This is a genomic window from Streptomyces sp. NPDC005962, assembly GCF_040629205.1.
GTDB lineage: Bacteria > Actinomycetota > Actinomycetes > Streptomycetales > Streptomycetaceae > Streptomyces.
The window spans coordinates 1-18,499 of sequence record NZ_JBEXVE010000038.1; the positions used below are offsets into that span (position 1 = coordinate 1).

General features: G+C 70.0%; 14 protein-coding genes. 11 read left to right on the forward strand and 3 right to left on the reverse strand.

Annotated features, from left to right (window positions below; all coding sequences use genetic code 11):
- Positions 1 to 676: NAD-dependent malic enzyme (locus tag ABZ370_RS38685; RefSeq protein WP_358631427.1), on the forward strand; the 676-nt coding region annotated here is incomplete at its 5' end.
- A gap of 65 nt (positions 677 to 741) precedes the next feature.
- Positions 742 to 2,121: a dicarboxylate/amino acid:cation symporter gene (locus ABZ370_RS38690; protein WP_358631430.1), complete on the forward strand. Its 1,380-nt coding sequence runs from the start codon at positions 742 to 744 to the stop codon at positions 2,119 to 2,121.
- A 71-nt stretch (positions 2,122 to 2,192) separates the two neighbouring features.
- Here the strand turns inward: ABZ370_RS38690 and ABZ370_RS38695 are convergent, their stop codons facing one another.
- Positions 2,193 to 3,341, reverse strand: a complete 1,149-nt coding sequence (locus ABZ370_RS38695) for a helix-turn-helix domain-containing protein (RefSeq protein ID WP_358631433.1) — start codon at positions 3,339 to 3,341, stop codon at positions 2,193 to 2,195.
- A 211-nt stretch (positions 3,342 to 3,552) separates the two neighbouring features.
- Between ABZ370_RS38695 and ABZ370_RS38700 the strand changes: the two genes are divergently transcribed.
- The 4 genes from ABZ370_RS38700 to ABZ370_RS38715 all read left to right on the forward strand — a co-directional run bounded on the left by ABZ370_RS38700 (position 3,553) and on the right by ABZ370_RS38715 (position 8,843).
- Positions 3,553 to 5,010, forward strand: coding sequence for an amino acid permease (locus tag ABZ370_RS38700; protein ID WP_358631613.1), 1,458 nt, complete (start codon positions 3,553 to 3,555; stop codon positions 5,008 to 5,010).
- Positions 5,011 to 5,060: 50 nt separating this feature from the next.
- Positions 5,061 to 6,338: a M20 family metallo-hydrolase gene (locus ABZ370_RS38705; RefSeq protein ID WP_358631436.1), complete on the forward strand. Its 1,278-nt coding sequence runs from the start codon at positions 5,061 to 5,063 to the stop codon at positions 6,336 to 6,338.
- On the forward strand, positions 6,325 to 7,137 hold the full coding sequence (locus ABZ370_RS38710; RefSeq protein ID WP_358631439.1) for a nitrilase-related carbon-nitrogen hydrolase: 813 nt from the start codon (positions 6,325 to 6,327) through the stop codon (positions 7,135 to 7,137). Before ABZ370_RS38705 ends, ABZ370_RS38710 begins: the two co-directional genes overlap by 14 nt.
- A 68-nt stretch (positions 7,138 to 7,205) precedes the next feature.
- The gene (locus ABZ370_RS38715; protein ID WP_358631616.1) at positions 7,206 to 8,843 is read left to right on the forward strand and encodes an NAD(P)/FAD-dependent oxidoreductase; all 1,638 of its coding nucleotides are present in this window, start codon (positions 7,206 to 7,208) and stop codon (positions 8,841 to 8,843) included.
- Here the strand turns inward: ABZ370_RS38715 and ABZ370_RS38720 are convergent.
- The gene (locus ABZ370_RS38720; RefSeq protein WP_358631442.1) at positions 8,821 to 10,026 is read right to left on the reverse strand and encodes a helix-turn-helix domain-containing protein; all 1,206 of its coding nucleotides are present in this window, start codon (positions 10,024 to 10,026) and stop codon (positions 8,821 to 8,823) included. The genes ABZ370_RS38715 and ABZ370_RS38720 overlap by 23 nt on opposite strands.
- 194 nt (positions 10,027 to 10,220) lie before the next feature.
- On the opposite strand from ABZ370_RS38720, the gene ABZ370_RS38725 reads away from it, so the two are divergent.
- From ABZ370_RS38725 to ABZ370_RS38735, 3 genes are read left to right on the forward strand one after another with little or no spacing between them, the layout of a single operon-like run.
- Positions 10,221 to 11,579: an MFS transporter gene (locus ABZ370_RS38725; RefSeq protein ID WP_358631445.1), complete on the forward strand. Its 1,359-nt coding sequence runs from the start codon at positions 10,221 to 10,223 to the stop codon at positions 11,577 to 11,579.
- On the forward strand, positions 11,576 to 13,243 hold the full coding sequence (locus ABZ370_RS38730) for a thiamine pyrophosphate-dependent enzyme (protein WP_358631448.1): 1,668 nt from the start codon (positions 11,576 to 11,578) through the stop codon (positions 13,241 to 13,243). Before ABZ370_RS38725 ends, ABZ370_RS38730 begins: the two co-directional genes overlap by 4 nt.
- Positions 13,240 to 14,676: an aminobutyraldehyde dehydrogenase gene (locus ABZ370_RS38735; RefSeq protein ID WP_358631451.1), complete on the forward strand. Its 1,437-nt coding sequence runs from the start codon at positions 13,240 to 13,242 to the stop codon at positions 14,674 to 14,676. Before ABZ370_RS38730 ends, ABZ370_RS38735 begins: the two co-directional genes overlap by 4 nt.
- Positions 14,677 to 14,706: 30 nt before the next feature.
- On the opposite strand, the gene ABZ370_RS38740 is transcribed toward ABZ370_RS38735, so the two are convergent.
- On the reverse strand, positions 14,707 to 16,122 hold the full coding sequence (locus tag ABZ370_RS38740) for an MFS transporter (protein WP_358631453.1): 1,416 nt from the start codon (positions 16,120 to 16,122) through the stop codon (positions 14,707 to 14,709).
- A 117-nt stretch (positions 16,123 to 16,239) separates the two neighbouring features.
- Between ABZ370_RS38740 and ABZ370_RS38745 the strand changes: the two genes are divergently transcribed.
- Together ABZ370_RS38745 and ABZ370_RS38750 are read left to right on the forward strand one after the other, a co-directional pair.
- Positions 16,240 to 16,965, forward strand: a complete 726-nt coding sequence (locus ABZ370_RS38745) for a GntR family transcriptional regulator (protein WP_358631456.1) — start codon at positions 16,240 to 16,242, stop codon at positions 16,963 to 16,965.
- Between the two features lie 138 nt (positions 16,966 to 17,103).
- A complete protein-coding gene (locus tag ABZ370_RS38750) occupies positions 17,104 to 18,495 on the forward strand; it encodes a cation:dicarboxylase symporter family transporter (protein WP_358631459.1) in 1,392 nt (463 codons plus the stop codon).
- Positions 18,496 to 18,499: the final 4 nt, after the last annotated feature.

Below are 18,499 nucleotides of genomic sequence, written 5' to 3' on the forward strand. Positions count from 1 at the left end.
CAACGCCCTGCGCGTGGTCAACAAGAAGATCGAGGACGTCCGGGTGGTGATGTCCGGCGCCGGCGCGGCCGGCACCGCCATCCTCAAACTCCTCAACGCCGCGGGCGTCCGCCACGCCGTCGTCGCCGACATCCACGGCGTCGTCCACTCCGGCCGCGAGGACCTCGTCTCCGCCGACCCCGACTCCCCGCTGCGCTGGATCGCCGACAACACCAACCCGGACGGCGTCACGGGCACCCTGCGCGAGGCCGTGCGGGGCGCGGACATCTTCATCGGCGTCTCCGCCCCCAACGTCCTGAACGGTGACGACATCGCGGGGATGGCCGAGGGCGCGATCGTCTTCGCACTCGCCAACCCCGACCCGGAGGTCCCTCCGGTGGTCGCCCGTCAGACCGCCGCCGTGGTGGCCACGGGCCGCTCCGACTTCCCGAACCAGATCAACAACGTGCTGGTCTTCCCGGGTGTCTTCCGTGGCCTCCTGGACGCCCAGTCCCACACGGTCACCACCGACATGATGCTGGCCGCGGCGGGTGCGCTCGCCGATGTCGTCCTCGACGACGAACTCAACCCGAACTACATCATCCCCAGCGTCTTCAACGACAAGGTCGCCGACACGGTGGCCGGAGCCGTGCGCGACGCGGCCCATGACGCCGCCCGGGCGGCGGGCAGCGCCTGAACCCGCGGCGGGTTTCAGGGCCGCCGGCCACTACGTACAGCGCGCAACCTATTGGAGTTCCGCATATGAAGACACGTCACACCCCCGACGAGCGCGCCGAAGGCGACTCCGGCGCAACGGCCCCGCCGCCGCGCGCACGACGCTGGTGGCGGCTGCCGCTCGGTGTGCAGTCGGTCCTCGCGGTCGGCCTCGGCGCGCTGATCGGAGCACTCGCGCCGACCGTCGGCGAGCAACTCAAGATCCTCGGTGACGTCTTCCTGAACCTGGTGCAGATGGTCGTGCTGCCCCTGGTCTTCCCGCTGATCGTGCTGGGCATCGCCCGCATGGAGTCGGTGAAGAAGGTGGGCCGGATCGCCGGTAAGGCCATCCTGTACTTCGAGGTCGTCACCACCGTGATCCTTGTGGTCGCGGTGACACTGGCCGAGGTCAGCGGCATCGGCAACGGCGCCCCGGTCGCCGGTGGTGACACCAAGAGCCTGGACAGCATGGACCAGGGTGTCAATTTCCATGAGCTGATCCTCCACTCGGTCCCGAAGAACGTCTTCGCCGCGTTCACCGAGGGCAACCTGCTCGCCGCGATCGTCTTCGCGCTCTTCCTCGGCGTCGGGATGGCGGCCATCGGCGAGAAGTCCCAGCCCTTCGCCTCCGTCCTGGAGTCCGTCTCGGCGGCCATGTTCAAGGTCGTCGGCTATGTCATCCGGGTGGCTCCGCTGGGCGTCCTCGGCTTCATCAGCTACGACGTGGCGCACTACGGATTCGGCAACCTCAAGAGCCTGGCCGGTTTCATCGCCGTGGTCTACGCGGGCCTGGTCATCGTCCTCGGTGTGATCTTCCCGGTCATCGCGCTGATCTACCGCATCCGGTACGTGGACCTGCTCAAGGCGATCGGCGGACTCGTCGGCATCGCCTTCATCACGCGCAGCTCCGAAGCGGTGCTGGCACCCCTGATGAGCAAGCTCGAAGCCTTCGGTATCAGCCGTTCGACATCCTCGTTCGTCGTCCCCCTCGGCTACTCGTTCAACTCCGACGGCTCCGTGCTCTACCAGGCCACCGCCCTGGTGTATCTCGCCCACGCCTACGGCACGGACACCTCGATCCCGTCCCTGCTGCTCATGGTCGGCGTCCTGGTGGTGCTGTCCAAGGGCATGGCGGGCGTCACCTCGGCCTCGATCGTCGTGCTCCTCGCCGCGGGCAAGACGATCGGTATCCCGCCCGAGGGGGTCGCGCTCCTGGTCGGCGTCGACTTCATCGTCGACATGGCCCGTACGGCGGTCAACGTCGTCGGGAACGCGCTGGCCGCCGCCGTCGTGGACCGTTCGGAATCCAAGAGGGACGTCAAACAGGACGTACCGCAGGACGCACTCCAGGACGCGCCCGAGGACGCGGCCGAAGCCGCCGCATCCGACGACGAGCCCGCTGCCGCAGTGGCCGCCCCGAAACACTAGGCACGGCCGAACCGCTCATCGCGCACCGGAGCCCCCGCACCACGCGGGGGCTCCGCCGCGTGGTGCGGGAATCACGGCAGGGCGAGGATGACGGCGGCCGCGTCGTACGGCCGTTGGACGTCGAGCCCCGTGTACTTCTGGAATGCGTTCAGCCGGTTCAGCACGGTGTTGCGGTGGCAGCGAAGAGAGCGGCTCGTGTCGCTCAGACTTCCGGTCTCCACATATGCCGTCACCGTGGTGAGGATCTTTTCCCGCTCCAGAGGCGTGCACATTCGCAGGTAGGGGAATACGAGCTGACCCAAGTCGCATCCGGCCTGACTCAGCTGGTGTTTCGTCACCGATTTCCAGCGTTCCAGCAGGGTCGCGATCCCGGAACTGCCCATCGGGAGATCCGTCATGATCTCGCGGGCGGCGGTGGCCGCCTCCCGGACGCTCTCCAGCCCCCTGGCCACGGGAGCGATCGCGACCGCCATCCCCTCGAACAGCCCCTTGACCGCCGGGGGTATCTCTCCCAGTGCGGTCGCTGTCGTCGGCCAGATGAACAGCGTGTGATGCCCCCTGTCGCAGGTGAAAAGCACATCGCCGCGCCGGGCGGAGCTCCGCAGTCGTCTTTGGGCGGTAAGCCCGTCTACCTTGGATGTGGCCGCCACACAGAAGTTGTCCGAGGTGCGAATCCGCAGTGCCCCGGCGATCCGTTCAAGAGAGGCTTCGCTCGGCGGCGTCGACGCGAAAAGCTGTGACAGATAGGTACGCTGGAGATCGGCGTTGGCCAGCTCGATGGCGGCCTGCTCCGTCAGGTAGTGCTCCTGGACGTCCGAGACGAACGTATCCACGGTGGCCCATACGCGCCCGGCGTTTCGCACCAGCAGCGCCGGATTCGCTTCGAGGGCCGGATCGGCCAGGGTTTCCCACAGGATCGTGAAATCCAGCCTGATGACGCGGAGCAGGCTGTCCAGAGGTATGGCCTGGCGGGCACGGAGCGTTCCGAGTGATTCGGAGAGCCCCCGCAAAGTGGTCGTATCCCCATCCGTGCGCAGGCTTTCGAGCATGGCCGTGAACGTCTGAACGCTCCGGTGCCTCAAGTCCTCGGCAGTCAGCGCGGAGACGGTATAGGCGGGCTCGGTCATGACCTTCGCCAGAAACCGTTCCACCATCGAATCCAGCCGACCGCTCGCCCGGTCGATCAATTGGTCCCAAGGCTCACTGTCTGCCACGCGCACTCGCATTTCCCTTCTCCCGCGGGTTCGCAGCCTACCCGTGTGGCGCCCGGACGCATCCGGCCGTTCACCTGCGCCGGTGGCCCGCTGTGCATCCGCCCAATTTTTGGTCCTGTCGGCAGTGCAATCCTTCATTGCCCGTCGGCCGGGCCCCTGCCAACCTGCTCGGCGAGGATTCGTAACGTCAGATTCGAGCCACGTCGCCAAGGGGACCATCGTGACCAGTCAAACGAGCCCAGCGACCGCAGACCTGTCCGACTCCCCGGCGGAGGAATCGGGCTATCGGAAACTGCTCTCCCATCGGCAGATTCAGATGATCGGGGTGGGCGGTGCCATCGGTACCGGGCTGTTTCTGGGTACCGGTGGGCGCATCGCGTCCGCCGGTCCGGGCCTGGCGCTGGTCTATATGTTCTGTGGGTTCTTCGCCTTCCTGATACTCAGGGCGCTGGGCGAACTGGTTCTCCACCGTCCGAGTTCGGGTTCGTTCGTCTCCTATGCCCGGGAGTTCTACGGCGAGAAGGCCGCGTTCGTCTCGGGCTGGGTGTACTCGGTTTCGTGGGCGCTCACGGCGATCGTCGACATCACGGCGGTCGCCGTGTACGTCCACTACTGGTCGGCGATGAGCAGCGTCCCGCAGTGGCTGCTCGCATTCGTCGCCCTGCTGATCGTGACCGGGGCGAATCTCGTATCGGTCCGCTTTTTCGGTGAGATGGAGTTCTGGTTCGCCCTCGTCAAAGTCGTCGCGCTGATTCTGTTCCTCCTCGTCGGCGGTTTCGTACTCGGCGCCGGTTTTCCGGTGCGTGGCCACGAGCCGGGGCTTTCGCTGATCGCCGACAACGGAGGCCTTATGCCGCACGGCATGCTGCCGATGGTGATCGTCATGCAGGGGATCGTGTTCGCCTACTCCGGTATCGAACTGATCGGTGTGGCCGCCGGTGAGACCGCCCGGCCCGAAAAGGTGATGCCCCGCGCGGTGAATGCCGTCGTCCTGCGTATCGCCGTCTTCTACGTCGGCTCGACGGCGCTTCTGGCGCTGCTGCTGCCGTACACCTCGTACAAGGCCGGTGAGTCCCCGTTCGTGACGTTTTTCCAGAGCCTGGGAGTACCGGGCGTGGGAGGCGTGATGAATCTGGTGGTTCTCACCGCCGCTCTGTCCAGCCTCAACGCCGGGCTCTACTCCACCGGCCGCATCTACCGGTCCATGGCCCACAACGGGACCGCGCCCGCCTTCATGACCCGTATGAGCCGCGACGGAGTGCCCTACGGCGGTGTCCTGTTCACCTCCGCGCTGGCGCTCTTCGGGGTCGGGCTGAACGCCGTCGTCCCGAAGATGGCCTTCGAGATCACGCTGAACGCGACGGCACTCGCCATCCTGTGCACCTGGGGAACCATCGTCCTGTGCCAGCTGAAGCTGCACCGGTGGGCCCGACAGGGCCGGGCGAGCCGGCCGGCGTTCCGCATGCCCGCGTCCCCGTGGACCTCCTACCTCACGCTGGTCTTCCTGGTCGGAGTTCTGCTCCTGATGGTTTTCGACTACCCCGTCGGCACGTTCACCGTCGGAACGCTCGCCCTCATCGCACCCGCGCTGGCCGTCGGCTGGTACTGCGTGCGGGGCCGGGTGCTCGCACTCGCGGCCGAGCGTCTCCGCGGTGATTCCCCCTCGAACCCGTGACCACCTTCCCTCGCCATTCCCTTTCTCCGAGCCTCCGAGGAGCAAGCCAGATGACCATCCAGCCAATTCAGCACGGCACTGCCGACGACACCCGCGCCGAACTCTTCCTGCGCGACTGGCGGTCGTTGAGCCGCATCGGACAGACGCCCGGCGGGGGAGTGGAGCGGCAGGCCGCGAGCGTCGCCGACGCCCAGTCGCGGACCTGGTTCACCACCCTCCTGAACCAGTACGGATTCACGGTGCGCACCGATGTGATCGGCAACATCTGGGGGCTGCTGGAGTGGAACCCCGGCGCGCCGTTCGTCGTGGTCGGCTCCCACCTCGACAGCCAGCCCCTCGCGGGCAAGTTCGACGGGGCCTACGGCGTGGCCGCCGCGCTGCACGCCGGACGGCGGCTGGCGGAGGAAGGCGACGCGGCGAACCGGCCGAAGTACAACCTCGCCGTGGTGGACTGGTTCAACGAGGAGGGGTCCCGGTTCACCCCGTCCATGATGGGCAGCTCCGTCTACACGGGCAAGCTCCCGGCACCGGTCGCCCTGGCCACGGAGGACGCCGACGGCGTGACGGTCGCCGAAGCCCTCTCCGCCGTCGGCGGCACCGGGTCCTGGACCGGACCGGCGCCCGCCGCGGCTGCCGAGATCCACATCGAGCAGGGCCGGTCACTGGAGGACTCCGGCACCACGATCGGGCTGGTCGAATCGTGCTGGGCCGCCGAGAAGTTCACCGTCGTCGTGCGCGGAGAGCAGGCGCACACCGGGTCCACGGTCATCGCCGACCGGCATGACGCGCTGCTCGGAGCCTCGCGACTGGTGGTGCTGCTCCGTGAGCTGGCCGACCGCTTCCCGGGCGGTGCGCTGCACACATCCGTCGGGCAGCTCACGGTGGTGCCGAACTCCCCGGTGGTGGTACCCCGCAGGGTCGACCTGACCATGGACCTGCGCTCCGCCGACGAGGGCGTTCTCGCGGAGGCCAAGCAGCTCCTGGAGCAGGGCGTCAAGCGGATCGAGCAGGAGGCCGCGGTCACGGTCGAGATCAGCGGGTCGCATGCCTGGGGCGTCCGCCCCTACGCCTCGGCCGGAGTGGACCTCGCCCGGGAATGCGCCGATGCCCTCGGGCTCAGGAGCAAGCCCGTCCAGACCCTGGCCGGACACGACTCGATCAACATGAACGACGTCGTTCCGACGGTCATGCTGTTCGTGCCGAGCCGTGAAGGCATCAGCCACCACGAGGGCGAGTACACCGAGGACACGGACCTGTGCGCCGGAGTCGATGTGCTCACCGAAGTGGTCCGGCGGCTGTGCCGGGGAGAACTCGATGACGGCCGCTGAGCGCGTCAGGTCCCGCGTCCCGCGGCTGCGAGTGGCGGTCCTGCAGGCCACCGGCCTCGTCGGCGATCGGCGACGGAACCTCACCACACTCCGGGACGCCGCCCGGCGCGCCCGGTCGGAGGGTGCGGAGCTGCTGGTCACACCGGAACTGTTCCTGAGCGGCTACCAACCGGCGAGCGCCGCCGATGACGACGGCGAGGACCACCGGCTCGCGGTCGCGGAGACCGCCCGTCTCGCCGGTCTGGCCGTCGTCGCCTCAACGGTGGACCACCACCAGGGGCAGTGCCTCATCAGCGCCTCCCTCTTCGACAACACCGGACAGGAGCTGACGAGATACCACAAGCGGCACCTTTTCGGTGCCGCGGAGAAGGCCGTCTTCGCTCCCGGTCGTCGGCGGCCGGAAGTGGTCGCGGTGTCCGGAGTGAGGATCTCTCTCGGTGTCTGCTTCGACGTGGAGTTCCCCGAGTTCACCCGTGAGGTGGCGCGCTCCGGGGCCGAGCTGCTCTGCGTCCCGACCGCGGTTCCGCTCAGGCAGCCGCAGGGAGCTTCGGCGGACCCTTTCGACGCCCGTCTCATTCCGCGCATGGTCGTCCCCACGCGGGCGTTGGAGAGCCAGATCTACATCGCCTACGCCAACCACACCGGACCCCGGTTCGCGGGGCTGAGCTGCCTCAGCGATCCGTACGGCCGACGGGTCGCGGCCGGGGAGTCCGGCCCCGATCTGGTGCTCGGTGACGTCGACCCGCAGACCCTGCGGGACGCGCGCCGCGCCACCGATTACCTCGCCTCGATCGACTGAACCGCACACGCACGACAGCGACCGCACTACAGGAAGAGACCGTGAACACGTCGTCCAACGGGATCAGCATGCTCGTCCCCGACTTCCCCTTCCCCTATGACGAATACCTGGGCCACACCGACGGCCTGGGCGCGATTCCGCCCGAGCGCCACGGCACCGAGGTCGCCGTCATCGGCGCCGGTCTGTCCGGGCTCGTCGCCGCGTACGAGCTGATGAAGCTGGGGCTGAAGCCCGTGGTGTACGAAGCAGCCGAGCTGGGGGGCCGGCTGCGCGGCGCGCGGAAGGCGGGCACCGACCACCCGGTCGCCGACCTCGGCGGAATGAGGTTTCCGCGGTCGGGAAGGGCGTTCTACCACTACGTCGATCTGCTGGGCCTGGACACCCGGCCCTTCCCCAATCCGTTCACCGCCGCCTCGGACAGCACGGTGATCGAGATAGCCGGGCAGAAGCACTACGCGGAGTCCACCGGCGACCTCCCGCGGTTCTTCCACGACGTGGCCGACGCCTGGCACTCCTGTCTCGAAGAGCGTGCGCACTTCTCCGGCATGCAGCAGGCCATCAAGGACCGCGACTACGCCACGATCAAGAGGCTGTGGAACGAACTGGTCCCGCTCCTCGACGACGTGTCCTTCTCGCACTACCTCGCCACGTCGAAGGCGTTCTCCTCGCTGCCGTTCGAGTACCGCGAGGCCTTCGGCCTCGTCGGGTTCGGGACAGGAGGCTTCGACACCAACTTCCCCGATTCGATGCTGGAGATCCTGCGCGTGGTCTACGTCGACGCCGAGGACGATCAGCACCGCATCGTCGGCGGCGCGCAGCGACTGCCCCAGCTCCTCTGGCACCACGCACCGGAGCGGATGGCGCACTGGCCCGCCGGTACGAGCCTGGCGTCCCTGCACCGGGGCGGGCCGCGCGGCGCGGTCAAGCGCGTGTGGCGGGCGCCTGACCCGGGACGGGGCATCGACGTGACGGACCGGTGGGGGAGTACGACGACGTACCAGGCGGTCGTCGCCAGCTGCCAGTCCTGGCTGCTGTCGGCCCGGATCGACACCGACGAGTCGCTGTTCAGCCACCAGCTGTGGACCGCGATCGAGCGCAGCCACTACATGCAGGCGTCGAAGACGTTCGTGGTGGTGGACCGTCCCTTCTGGAAGGACGTCGACCCCGCGACGGGTCGCCACGTGCTGAGCACGACGCTCACGGACCGGCTGACCCGCGGGACCTATCTGCTGGACAACGGCCCCGGCCAACCGGCCCTGATCTGTCTGTCCTACACGTGGAACGACGACGCCCTCAAGTGGCTGACCCTCGACGGGGACGAACGTGTCCGCCTGATGCTGCACTCCCTGAAGCAGATCTACCCGGACGTCGACATCGCCTCGCACATCGTCGGCGACCCCATCACCGTCTCCTGGGAGGACGACCCTCACTTCATGGGGGCCTTCAGCGACAACCTGCCCGGCCACTACCGGTATCAGGAGCGCCTGTACACCCACTTCATGCAGGACGGGTACGACCCGGCGCACCGCGGGATCTACCTGTGCGGGGACGACGTCTCGTGGACGGGCGGCTGGGCCGAGGGGGCCGTGACCACCGGCCTGAACGCCGTATGGGGTGTGATGAGCCAGCTCGGTGGCAAGACCTCGGCCGACAACCCCGGGCCGGGTGACCGTTTCGGGGAGCTCAGGCCGATACGCCTGCGCTGACCGCGCGGCGCGCCCTGGCCCGCAGGGCCAGGGCGACGAGGGCGGCGTCCTCGGGGCGGCGTACGTCGTGACCGGTCAGCTCGCAGAAGCGGTTGAAGCGGTGTTGCACGGTGTTGCGGTGGCAGTACACGGCCGCGGCCGTGTCGGCTATCGCACCGTTCCCGGTGAGATGCACCTGCACGGTACGCAGCAGCCGGTCCTTCTCCGCGTCGGTGACGTCGGGCCGGTCGAGCCCGCCGAGCACGTCGTCGACGAGGTCGTCCGCGAGTTCCGAGGTGTGGTGGACGAGCACGTCCAGCCAGCTGTCCCGCAGCCACCGCGGCCCGTCGGCGTCCACGGGCAGGCTGCGCGCCGTGGTGATGGCCAGCCGGACGGCACGCGGCACGTCGGCCAGACGGCCGGCGGCCGACGACACCCCGCAGGGCGTGTCCGCCAGATGGTCCAGGACGGTGTGCGCGGTGGTGCGCGGCCCGAGTTGGGCGGTGAGGACCATCGCCGAACCGAGGGTCTGCTGCTGGACCGGGACCCCCGCGGTGCGCAGCTCCGTGGCGGCCCGGCGCAGGGTGGCGCCGTGCTGGGCGGAGGCGGCGGCGCACACGTATTCCCCGCCGACCCGGAAGCCGAGGGCCAGCGCGGCGTCACCCACCACGGTCGGATTGCGGCCGTCGCAGTCCATCAGGCGGGCGAACCACATCTGGCGCTCGTCCTCGGCCCGCCGCCCCATCTCCAGCACGGTGCGCTGGTATGCGGTCATGATGCCGGTGACATGGCGCTCGACCGCCTCCCAGACGTAGTACGCGGAGGCCACCAGATGTGTCATGTTGCGCTCTTCGGCGCGCCGGACCAGCGCCGTCCACACCACCCGGAAGTCCAGCCGGGCCGCCTCCAGCAGGGCGTCCAGCGGCACGCCCTGCCGTGCGCGACGTGTCCCCACCCGTTCCGACACCTCGGCGATGTGCCCGGGCACGGGCAGCTCGGCCACGGTGCGCAGCAGCATCTCCAGGGCGTCGCGCGCGGAGTCCCGGAAGTCCGCGTCCGGCACGCGGTCGGCGTATGCCCTGCGCACGGGGCTCACCACCTCGATCCACAGCTCGATGAGTCCGTCGAGATCCTCCAGACATGTCCGGGCGAGCTCGGCGATGCGTGGATCGGGCGGTGGGAAGGCATGGGCGGCGGTGTGCATGTGCACGATATTGGCCGGTGGATCGGATGCATTTCAACCTTGGCGGGATTCCCCCACCCCGTGATTCTGGTGTGACCCCGCCACCAACCCCACCCGAGCAGCACCGTCCAGGAGGCCACGGCAGTGCATCTGACCCCTCGCGAGCCGGAACGTGTGCGGCTCTTCTGGACCGACACCGTCCCCCAGGAGACCCTGTGAGCACCACCACGACCGAGCCCCCGCGCCCCGGCGCGCGGGACATCAAACGCCTGCTGTCCGCGGCATTCATCGGCACCGCCCTGGAGTGGTACGACTACTTCCTCTACGGCACCGCCGCAGCACTCGTCTTCAGCAAGCTCTTCTTCCCCGCCCTCGACCCGGCCACCGCCACCATCGCCTCCTTCGTCACCTTCGCCGTCGGCTTCGCGGCCCGGCCCCTCGGTGCCGCGATCTTCGGTCATATCGGCGACCGCTACGGACGCAAGGCGGCGCTCATCATCACCGTCGTCCTGATGGGTGCCGCCACCGGCGGCATCGGACTGCTCCCCGACTACGACGCGATCGGCATCTGGGCGCCCGCGCTGCTCGCCGTCCTCCGCTTCCTGCAGGGCATCTCGGTCGGCGGCGAGTGGAGCGGCGCCATGCTGCTCACGCTGGAACACACCCCGAAGGAGAAGCACGGCAGCTACTCCTCGATCCCCCAACTCGGCTCGCCCGTGGGTACCTTGCTCTCCAGTGGCGCCTTCGCGCTCGTGGGTCTGCTGCCCGACGACGCGTTCTACTCCTGGGGCTGGCGCATCCCCTTCCTCGCCGCCTTCGGGCTGCTCGCCTTCGCTCTCTATCTGCGGCTGCGTATCGAGGAATCCCCGGTCTTCCGCGCCATGGCCGCCGAGGCCGAGCGCGAGGGCCCCCGGCCCGCCCCGCTGGTCGAAGCGTTCCGCAGGGCCTGGGGGCGCATGCTCATCGGGGTGGCAGCCGCGTTCCTCGGCATCGGTGGCTTCTTCCTGCTGACGACCTACGTGATCTCCTACGGCACCGAGCAACTCGGCATCGACAAGTCCGTGATGATCAACGCCACGCTGCTGGCGGCCGTTGCCGAGATCGCCGTCATCGTCATCGCCGGGCGGCTCGCCGACCGGGTGGGCGCCTGGAAGGTGTGTGCCGTCGGCGGTGTCGCCTCCGTGCTGGTGGCCTTCCCCGCCTTCTGGCTCATCGACACCCGCCACACCGGACTCGTGATGCTCGGCGTCGCCCTCGGCGTCGGTGTCATCTCCATCCCCTACGCGTCGATCGGCGCCGTCGTCACCGGAATGTTCCCCGACACCGTCCGCTACAGCGCGGTCGCCATGTCCTACAACCTCGCCGGTGTCCTGGGCGGCCTCGTACCCCTGGCCGCGGCCTGGCTGACCGGCCTCGCCGACGGCGCCTCCTGGGGCGTGGCGCTGCTCCTGATCCTCATCGCGGCGTGCACGGCCACCGGCTCCTACCTCGCCGGACCGCCGCTGCGCCGCCGCCTCGCCCCGGACCACCCCGGACACCATGAAGATCCCACGACCGTGAAGGCCACCGCATGACACCGCAGTACCCCGCCCGCACCGGCGGTGAGGTCCTCATCGACCAGCTCATCGGGCACGGTGTCGACACCGTGTACGGCGTCCCCGGCGAAAGCTATCTCGCCGCGCTCGACGCCCTGTACGACGTCCCCGTCCGCATGGTCGTCTGCCGCCACGAGGGCGGCGCGGCCTACATGGCCGAGGCCTACGGGAAGCTCACCGGCCGCCCGGGCGTGTGCTTCACCACCCGTGGCCCAGGTGCCACCAACGCCCTGGTCGCCCTGCACACCGCCGAGCAGGACGCCACCCCGCTCGTGCTCTTCATCGGGCTGGTGCCACGCGGCCACACCGGCCGCGGTGCTTTCCAGGAACTCGACCTGCGCGCCACCTTCGGCGCCTGCGCCAAGCTCGTCGAGACCATCGACGACGCCGCCCGGATTCCCGAGCACCTCGCCCGGGCCTTCGCCACCGCCACCGGCGGACGGCCCGGCCCGGTCGTCCTCGGACTGCCCGAGGACATGCTCACCGACACGGTACGGGTGGCCGACGCCGTACCGGCGCCGGTACCCGAGGGCGCCGTGTCCGCCGGTCAACTCGAAGCGCTCGCCGATCTGTTGGCCGTCGCCGAGCGTCCCCTCGTCCTGCTCGGCGGAAGCCGCTGGACCCCCGAGGCGCAAGGAGACATCCGGACCTGGGCGGAGTCGTGGTCCCTGCCGGTCGCCGTCGACTTCCGGTGCCAGGACCTCTTCGACAACGGCAGCGAGGTCTACGCCGGAGCCCTCGGCTATGGCAGATCCGACGTTCTCGCCACCCGGTTGCGCGACGCCGACCTGCTGATCTGCGTCGGAGCCCCGCCCGGCGACGTCACCACCGACGGCTTCACCCTGCTGCCCGCCGACGGGCCCGGGCCGCGCATCGTGCTCGCCGTCCCCGAAGCCGGGGCACCGGGGCTGCTCCGCGCCCCCGAGCTCACCCTGCTCGCCGCACCGCGGGCCTTCGGGCGGGCCGTACGGGACCTCGAGCCCGCCGCGTCCGTGCCGTGGGCCGCGCGGACGAAGGAGGACCGTACCGCCCAACTCGCCCACCGCGCACCGGTCCATGACGACGACCGGCTGGACCTCGGCGCCGTCTTCGCCGAGCTGGACGCCCGGCTGCCGCACGACACCATCGTCACCTTCGGCGCCGGAAACCACGCCATCTGGGCGCAGCGCTTCCTCACCTACCGCGGCGGCGCCCGCCAGCTCGCCCCGCGCAACGGCTCCATGGGGTACGGCATCCCCGCCGCGGTGGCGGCGGCCATCGCCCACCCGGGCCGCCAGGTGCTCTCCGTCGCCGGTGACGGCTGCTTCCTGATGAACGGCCAGGAACTCGCCACCGCGGTGGCGGAAGGCGCCACGCCGCTCATACTCGTCGTCGCCAACGGCACGTACGGCACCATCCGGCAGCACCAGGAAGCGCACTACCCCGGCCGGGTCAGCGGCACCGGCCTGGTCAACCCCGACTTCGCGGCCTACGCCCGTGCCTTCGGCGCCCACGGCGAAACCGTCACCGCCACCGAGGAGTTCGCCCCCGCCCTCGAACGCGCCCTCACCCGCGGCACCGCCGCCCTCATCGAGCTCAGGACCGAGGGCCGGCTGGCCCCCGGGGAAGCCGTCGCCCACCCCGCGCAAGGAGCGTCCGTATGACCGACCGGTCCGACCTGACCCTGCACAACGTCATCGACGGCGAAAACGTCGTGGTGGGCGGCCGCATGAGCCTGACCGACCCCGCCACCGGCGAGATCTACGGCACCGCGCCCCGGTCCACCGCCGCCGACATCGACACCGCGGTCGCCGCCGCCCGCCGCGCCTTCGCCACCTGGCGCCGCACCACACCGGCCCAGCGCCAGAACGCCCTGCTGCGCCTGGCCGATCTGGTCGCCGAGAACGCCGACCGACTGCTGGACGCGGAGGTGCGCGCCACCGGCAAGCCACGGCGGGCGACCCGGACCGCGGAGCTCGACCGGTGCGTGGACCAGCTGCGTTTCTTCGCCGGGGCCGCCCGGGTCCTGGAGGGGCTGGCCGCGGGGGAGTACGAGGAGGGCCACACCTCCTACCTCCGGCGGGAGCCGGTCGGTGTCATCGGCCAGGTGACGCCCTGGAACTACCCGCTGATGATGGCGGTGTGGAAGCTCGGCCCCGCCCTGGCCGCGGGCAACACCGTCGTTCTGAAGCCCTCCGACACCACGCCGTGGTCCACCGTGCTCCTCGGCGAGCTGGCCGCCCGGGTCTTCCCGCCCGGTGTCGTCAACGTCGTCTGCGGCGACCGGGACACCGGCCGGGCCCTGGTCTGCCACGGGGACGTCGACATGGTCGCCATCACCGGCAGCACCCGCGCCGGAGCCGAGGTCATGAGGGCCGCGGCGGCAGACCTGAAGGACATCCACCTGGAGCTCGGCGGAAAGGCTCCCGCGATCGTCTTCGCGGACGTCGACCCGGTGCGTACCGCCCGTGCCCTGGCCGATGGGGCGTTCTTCAACGCGGGCCAGGACTGTACGGCCATCACCCGGGTGCTCGTCCAGCGCGAGGCCCACGACGCGCTCCTTACCGCCCTCGTCGCGGCGGCGCGGGATACCCGCACCGGTGCGCCGGAGGAGGACGCCTTCTACGGTCCGCTCAACAGTGCGGGTCAGGCCGAACGGGTGGCGTCGGTCATCGCCGGGCTGCCCGCCCACGCCACGGTGGAGACCGGCGGCACCCGACTGGACCGCCCCGGCTACTTCTTCGCCCCGACCGTGGTCTCCGGCGTACGGCAGGACGACGCCGTGGTCCAGGAGGAAACCTTCGGGCCGGTCGTCACCGTTCAGCCCTTCGACACCGAGGACGAGGCCCTGGCGCTCGCCAACGGCGTCGACTTCGGCCTGGCGTCCAGTGTCTGGACGGCCGACCTGGGACGCGCCACCCGTATCGGAGCCGAGCTGGATTTCGGCTGCGTCTGGTCCAACTGCCACCAGATGATCCTGGCCGAACTGCCCCATGGCGGCTACAAGCAGTCCGGCACCGGGCGCGACCTCAGCCGTTACGGCTTCGACGACTACACCCGGGTCAAGCACGTGCTGATCTCCCACACGGCGCCCTGAGCCCACCCCTGCTTCGTGGCTGTCCGTCATTCAGGCGGCGGCGTGACGGGGTGCCTTGTGCGGGACGCAGAAGAGCGCGAGGGCGGCGGCCGTGAGGTACGCGCCCGCGCCGATGGCCATGCCGGTCCGCAGCCCCGTGGTGAAGTCGGCCGAGGCGGCCAGCAGTGAGCCGCCCAGCGCGACGCCCGTGGCGCTGCCGATCTGGCGGGCGGTGTTGAACAGGGCGGAGGCGGTGCCGGAGTACTCGTCCGGGGCGGCCGCCATCACCGTGGCGGTCGCTCCGGTGAGGGCGAAGGACGTGCCGAAGCCCGCCGCCATCATCGGCGCCACGAGCAGCGGGTAGTCCGGGTCGGGTCCGGCGGCGGCCCAGCCCGCCAGACCCGCCGCTCCCAGGAGCATGCCTGTCAGCACCAGCGGGCGGTGTCCGGTGCGGCGGGCCAGCCGCCCCGACAGAACGGAGGCGAACATCGTCATGGCCACCGCCGGGAAGAGGGCGATCCCCGTCCGCAGCGCGGTCAGGCCGCGCTGGTGCTGGAAGTACAGGCTGGCGGTGAAGATCATGCCGTAGAAGGCGAAGTTGAACAGCAGACCGATGGCCGCGCCGCCGCTCAGCGGGCGCGAGCGCAGCAGCCGCAGGGGCAGCAGGGGGGTGCGGGCCAGGCGCTCGCGCAGGATGAACGCGGCCGCCGCGAGCACACCCAGCCCGGCCCCGGCGAGAATCAGCGGGTCCGCCCAGCCACGTCGCCCGGCCTCGTTGAGGACGGCGATCAGCAGGGCCACCATCGCGATGAGCGCACCCTGGGCGGGCCAGTCAAGGGGGCGGTCCAAGCGCCGGGCCGACGCGTGGACGTGGCGCAGCGTCAGCACCAGACAGGCGCATCCGACGGGCAGGTTGATGAAGAACACCCAGCGCCACCCCACGGTGGTGACCAGGAGGCCGCCCAGGAGCGGGCCGACGGAGGCGGCGACGCCCGCCATGGAGCCCCACAGGCCGAAGGCGCGGGAGCGCGCGGTGGGCGAGGGGTACGCCTGCTGGAGGAGGGCGAGGGAGCCGGGCACGATCAGTGCCGCGCCGAGCCCTTCCAGAAGCCGGGCGGCGACCAGGGCCCCGGCGCTGCGCGCCAGTCCGCAGCCCGCCGATGCCACGGTGAACACCACCACCCCGGTACAGAAGATCCGGCGGTTTCCCAGCCGGTCTCCCAGCGCGCCACCGGTGAGCAGCAGACCGGCGAAGACCAGGGTGTAGCCGTCCGTGATCCACTGGATTCCGGTGAGCGAGGCCGACAGTTCCCGTCCCACCACGGGAACGGCGACGTTGATGACGGTCACGTCCAGGATGACCATGAAGTAGCCCGCGCACACCGCGAGAAGCGGGGCCAGGGACCGGCCCGGAGCCCCGGGCCGGTCGTCCGGCCGATCGGCCTGGGGAGTACCGGCGCGCACCATGGCGACACGGTATGCGCAGGACACCGGCCTGCCGTGGCTTGACCGGTGCGACGGCGTGCCGGGCCGGGAGTAATAGGATTCCGGTGGCCGGGGTCAGGAGCAGGCAAGGAGTTCGTCGTGGGTGAGCCGCGGTACGTGGCGATCGCAAGCGACCTCATGAGGAAGATCGCCGCCGGACGGTGGGCCGTGGGCGAACTGCTGCCCACCGAGCCCGGGCTCGCCGCCGAGTACGGCGTCTCGCGGGAGACGCTGCGGCGGTCGTTGCGGCGTCTGGAGGTGGCCGGGCTCATCTCCCGGCACCCGGGGACGGGGACCCGGGTGGAACGCCCGACACCGGTCGCCGGGTTCACCGCACAGCTCGGCAGCGTCGGGGATCTGACGCAGTACGGCGAGGCCGCCGAGCGGCGTGTCCTGTCGGTGGAGCCCGTGACGGTGGACGCCGCGCTCTCCGCCGTCACCGGACTGTCCGAGGGGTCCCGGCAGGTGTGCGTCACCTCCACCCGGCGGGAGGCCGGGAGGCCCGATGAGGTCGTGTCCTGGGCGCGGGTGTATCTGGGCCCGGGGGACGCCAAGGCGGTGGCCGGGGATCTGGAGGAGAGCCGCAGGCTGATCGCCGACGCGATCGAGGCCCGCACGGGGCGCGCCGTGGAGCGGGTGGTGCAGCAGGTGCGGGCGGTGGGCGTATCCGCGGAGGCGGCGACACACCTCGGGGTGGAGCCGGGCAGCCCGGGGCTGGAATTCGTACGCCGCTACTACGACGCCTCGGGCGCCCTCTTCGAGGTCGCCGTGAGTACGCATGCCGGTGACCGCTTCGTGTACGAGACGGTTCTGCAGCGGAATTAGCGCGAGGGGCGCTCACCGGTGCTCGTCAGTGCTCACCGTGGGCGACCCTCCGAACACCATGTGAACAACCCTTGACACACGCCATCTCGCGAGCATCCTTGTCTAGACACACCTCATGTCTAGACAAGGAAGTGCTGCATGAGATCTCCACAGCAGCTCGTGGACGACGGCCCGCCCCCGACGGCTCACAAGCCCTGGTACCGGGGGCTCATGGCACAGGTCGTCATCGCGATGGCCCTCGGTGTCGCGGTCGGCTTCGCCTTCCCCGGCTTCGCGGCGGACCTGAAGATCATCGGCGACCTGTTCCTGGCACTGGTCAAGGCCGGGGTCGCGCCGCTGGTCTTTTTCACCGTCGTCATGGGCATCGCCTCGGCCGGTGATCTGAAGAAGGCCAGCCGCCTCGGGCTCGTGGCGCTCATCTACTTCGAGGTCGTCTCCACCGCCGCCCTGCTCCTCGGCCTGGTGGCCGCGAACCTCTTCGGCGTGGGCAAGGGCGCGGGGGACCTCGCCACGGGCGCCGACGCGTCCCAGGCGCCCCCGGCGGGGGAGGGCGAGCACGGGGTCACCGCCTTCCTCCGGGACATCGTTCCCGACAACTTCGTCGGCGCCTTCTCCTCCGGGCAGCTCCTGCAGGTCGTCGTCGTGGCCGTCCTGTTCGGAGTCGGCCTCCTGTCGCTCAAGCCGCACATACAGGACCGGATCAACTCAGGCCTCGACGTCGTCTCGGAAGCGTTCTTCGGCTTCGTCAACGTCGTCATGAAGCTCGCCCCGATCGGGGCCTTCGGCGCCATCGCGTACTCGGTGGGCACCAGCGGCGGCACGATGCTCCTGGCCCTGACCGAACTCGTCCTCCAGTACTGGCTGGTCGTCGCCGTGTTCGTCTTCGGCGTCCTGGGCCTCGTCTGTCTGATCGCCGGATTCAACATCTGGCGCATCCTGGCTTACGTACGCGTCGAGATGACGCTCGTCCTGGGTACCGCCTCCTCCGAAGCCGCGCTGCCCGGGCTGCTGAAGAAGCTGACCAGGGCCGGGTGTTCGAAGCAGAGCGTGGGCCTGATCGTGCCCACCGGCTACGCCTTCAACCTCGACGGCACCTCCCTCTACATGTCCATCTGCACCCTGTTCGTGGCCAACGCCTACGGCATCCCGATGGGCATCCCCGAACAGCTCGGCCTGCTGCTCATCATGCTGCTGACGTCCAAGGGCGCGGCCACCGTGTCCGGCGGGACCTTCGTCGTCTTCGCCTCCACCGTCGCCGCGACCGGCAACCTCCCGATCGAGGGCACGGCCGTGCTCTTCGGCGTCTACCGCTTCATGTCCATGGCCACCGCGTTCTGCAACACCTTCGGCAACGTGGTCGCCACCTTCGTCCTGGCCAAGTGGTGCAAGGAGATGGACGTCCACAAGGTGCGGCGCGCCCTGGCCGACCCGGACGCGTTCCTCGCCGAGTCCGAGTCCGAGTCCGAGTCCGAGCCCGACGGCACCACCCTCCCCGCGCCCTCCCGTACCAGCCCCACCACCGTGAGGTGAGACA

What these genes read in the sequence shown, in the direction of transcription:
- ABZ370_RS38690 (WP_358631430.1), top strand. Translation starts at nt 742, where the DNA reads ATGAAGACACGTCACACCCCCGACGAGCGCGCCGAAGGCGACTCCGGC.
- ABZ370_RS38705 (WP_358631436.1), top strand. Translation starts at nt 5,061, where the DNA reads ATGACCATCCAGCCAATTCAGCACGGCACTGCCGACGACACCCGCGCC.
- ABZ370_RS38710 (WP_358631439.1), top strand. Translation starts at nt 6,325, where the DNA reads ATGACGGCCGCTGAGCGCGTCAGGTCCCGCGTCCCGCGGCTGCGAGTG.
- ABZ370_RS38715 (WP_358631616.1), top strand. Translation starts at nt 7,206, where the DNA reads ATGCTCGTCCCCGACTTCCCCTTCCCCTATGACGAATACCTGGGCCAC.
- ABZ370_RS38720 (WP_358631442.1), bottom strand. Translation starts at nt 10,026, where the DNA reads ATGCACACCGCCGCCCATGCCTTCCCACCGCCCGATCCACGCATCGCC.
- ABZ370_RS38730 (WP_358631448.1), top strand. Translation starts at nt 11,576, where the DNA reads ATGACACCGCAGTACCCCGCCCGCACCGGCGGTGAGGTCCTCATCGAC.
- ABZ370_RS38735 (WP_358631451.1), top strand. Translation starts at nt 13,240, where the DNA reads ATGACCGACCGGTCCGACCTGACCCTGCACAACGTCATCGACGGCGAA.
- ABZ370_RS38740 (WP_358631453.1), bottom strand. Translation starts at nt 16,122, where the DNA reads ATGGTGCGCGCCGGTACTCCCCAGGCCGATCGGCCGGACGACCGGCCC.
- ABZ370_RS38750 (WP_358631459.1), top strand. Translation starts at nt 17,104, where the DNA reads ATGAGATCTCCACAGCAGCTCGTGGACGACGGCCCGCCCCCGACGGCT.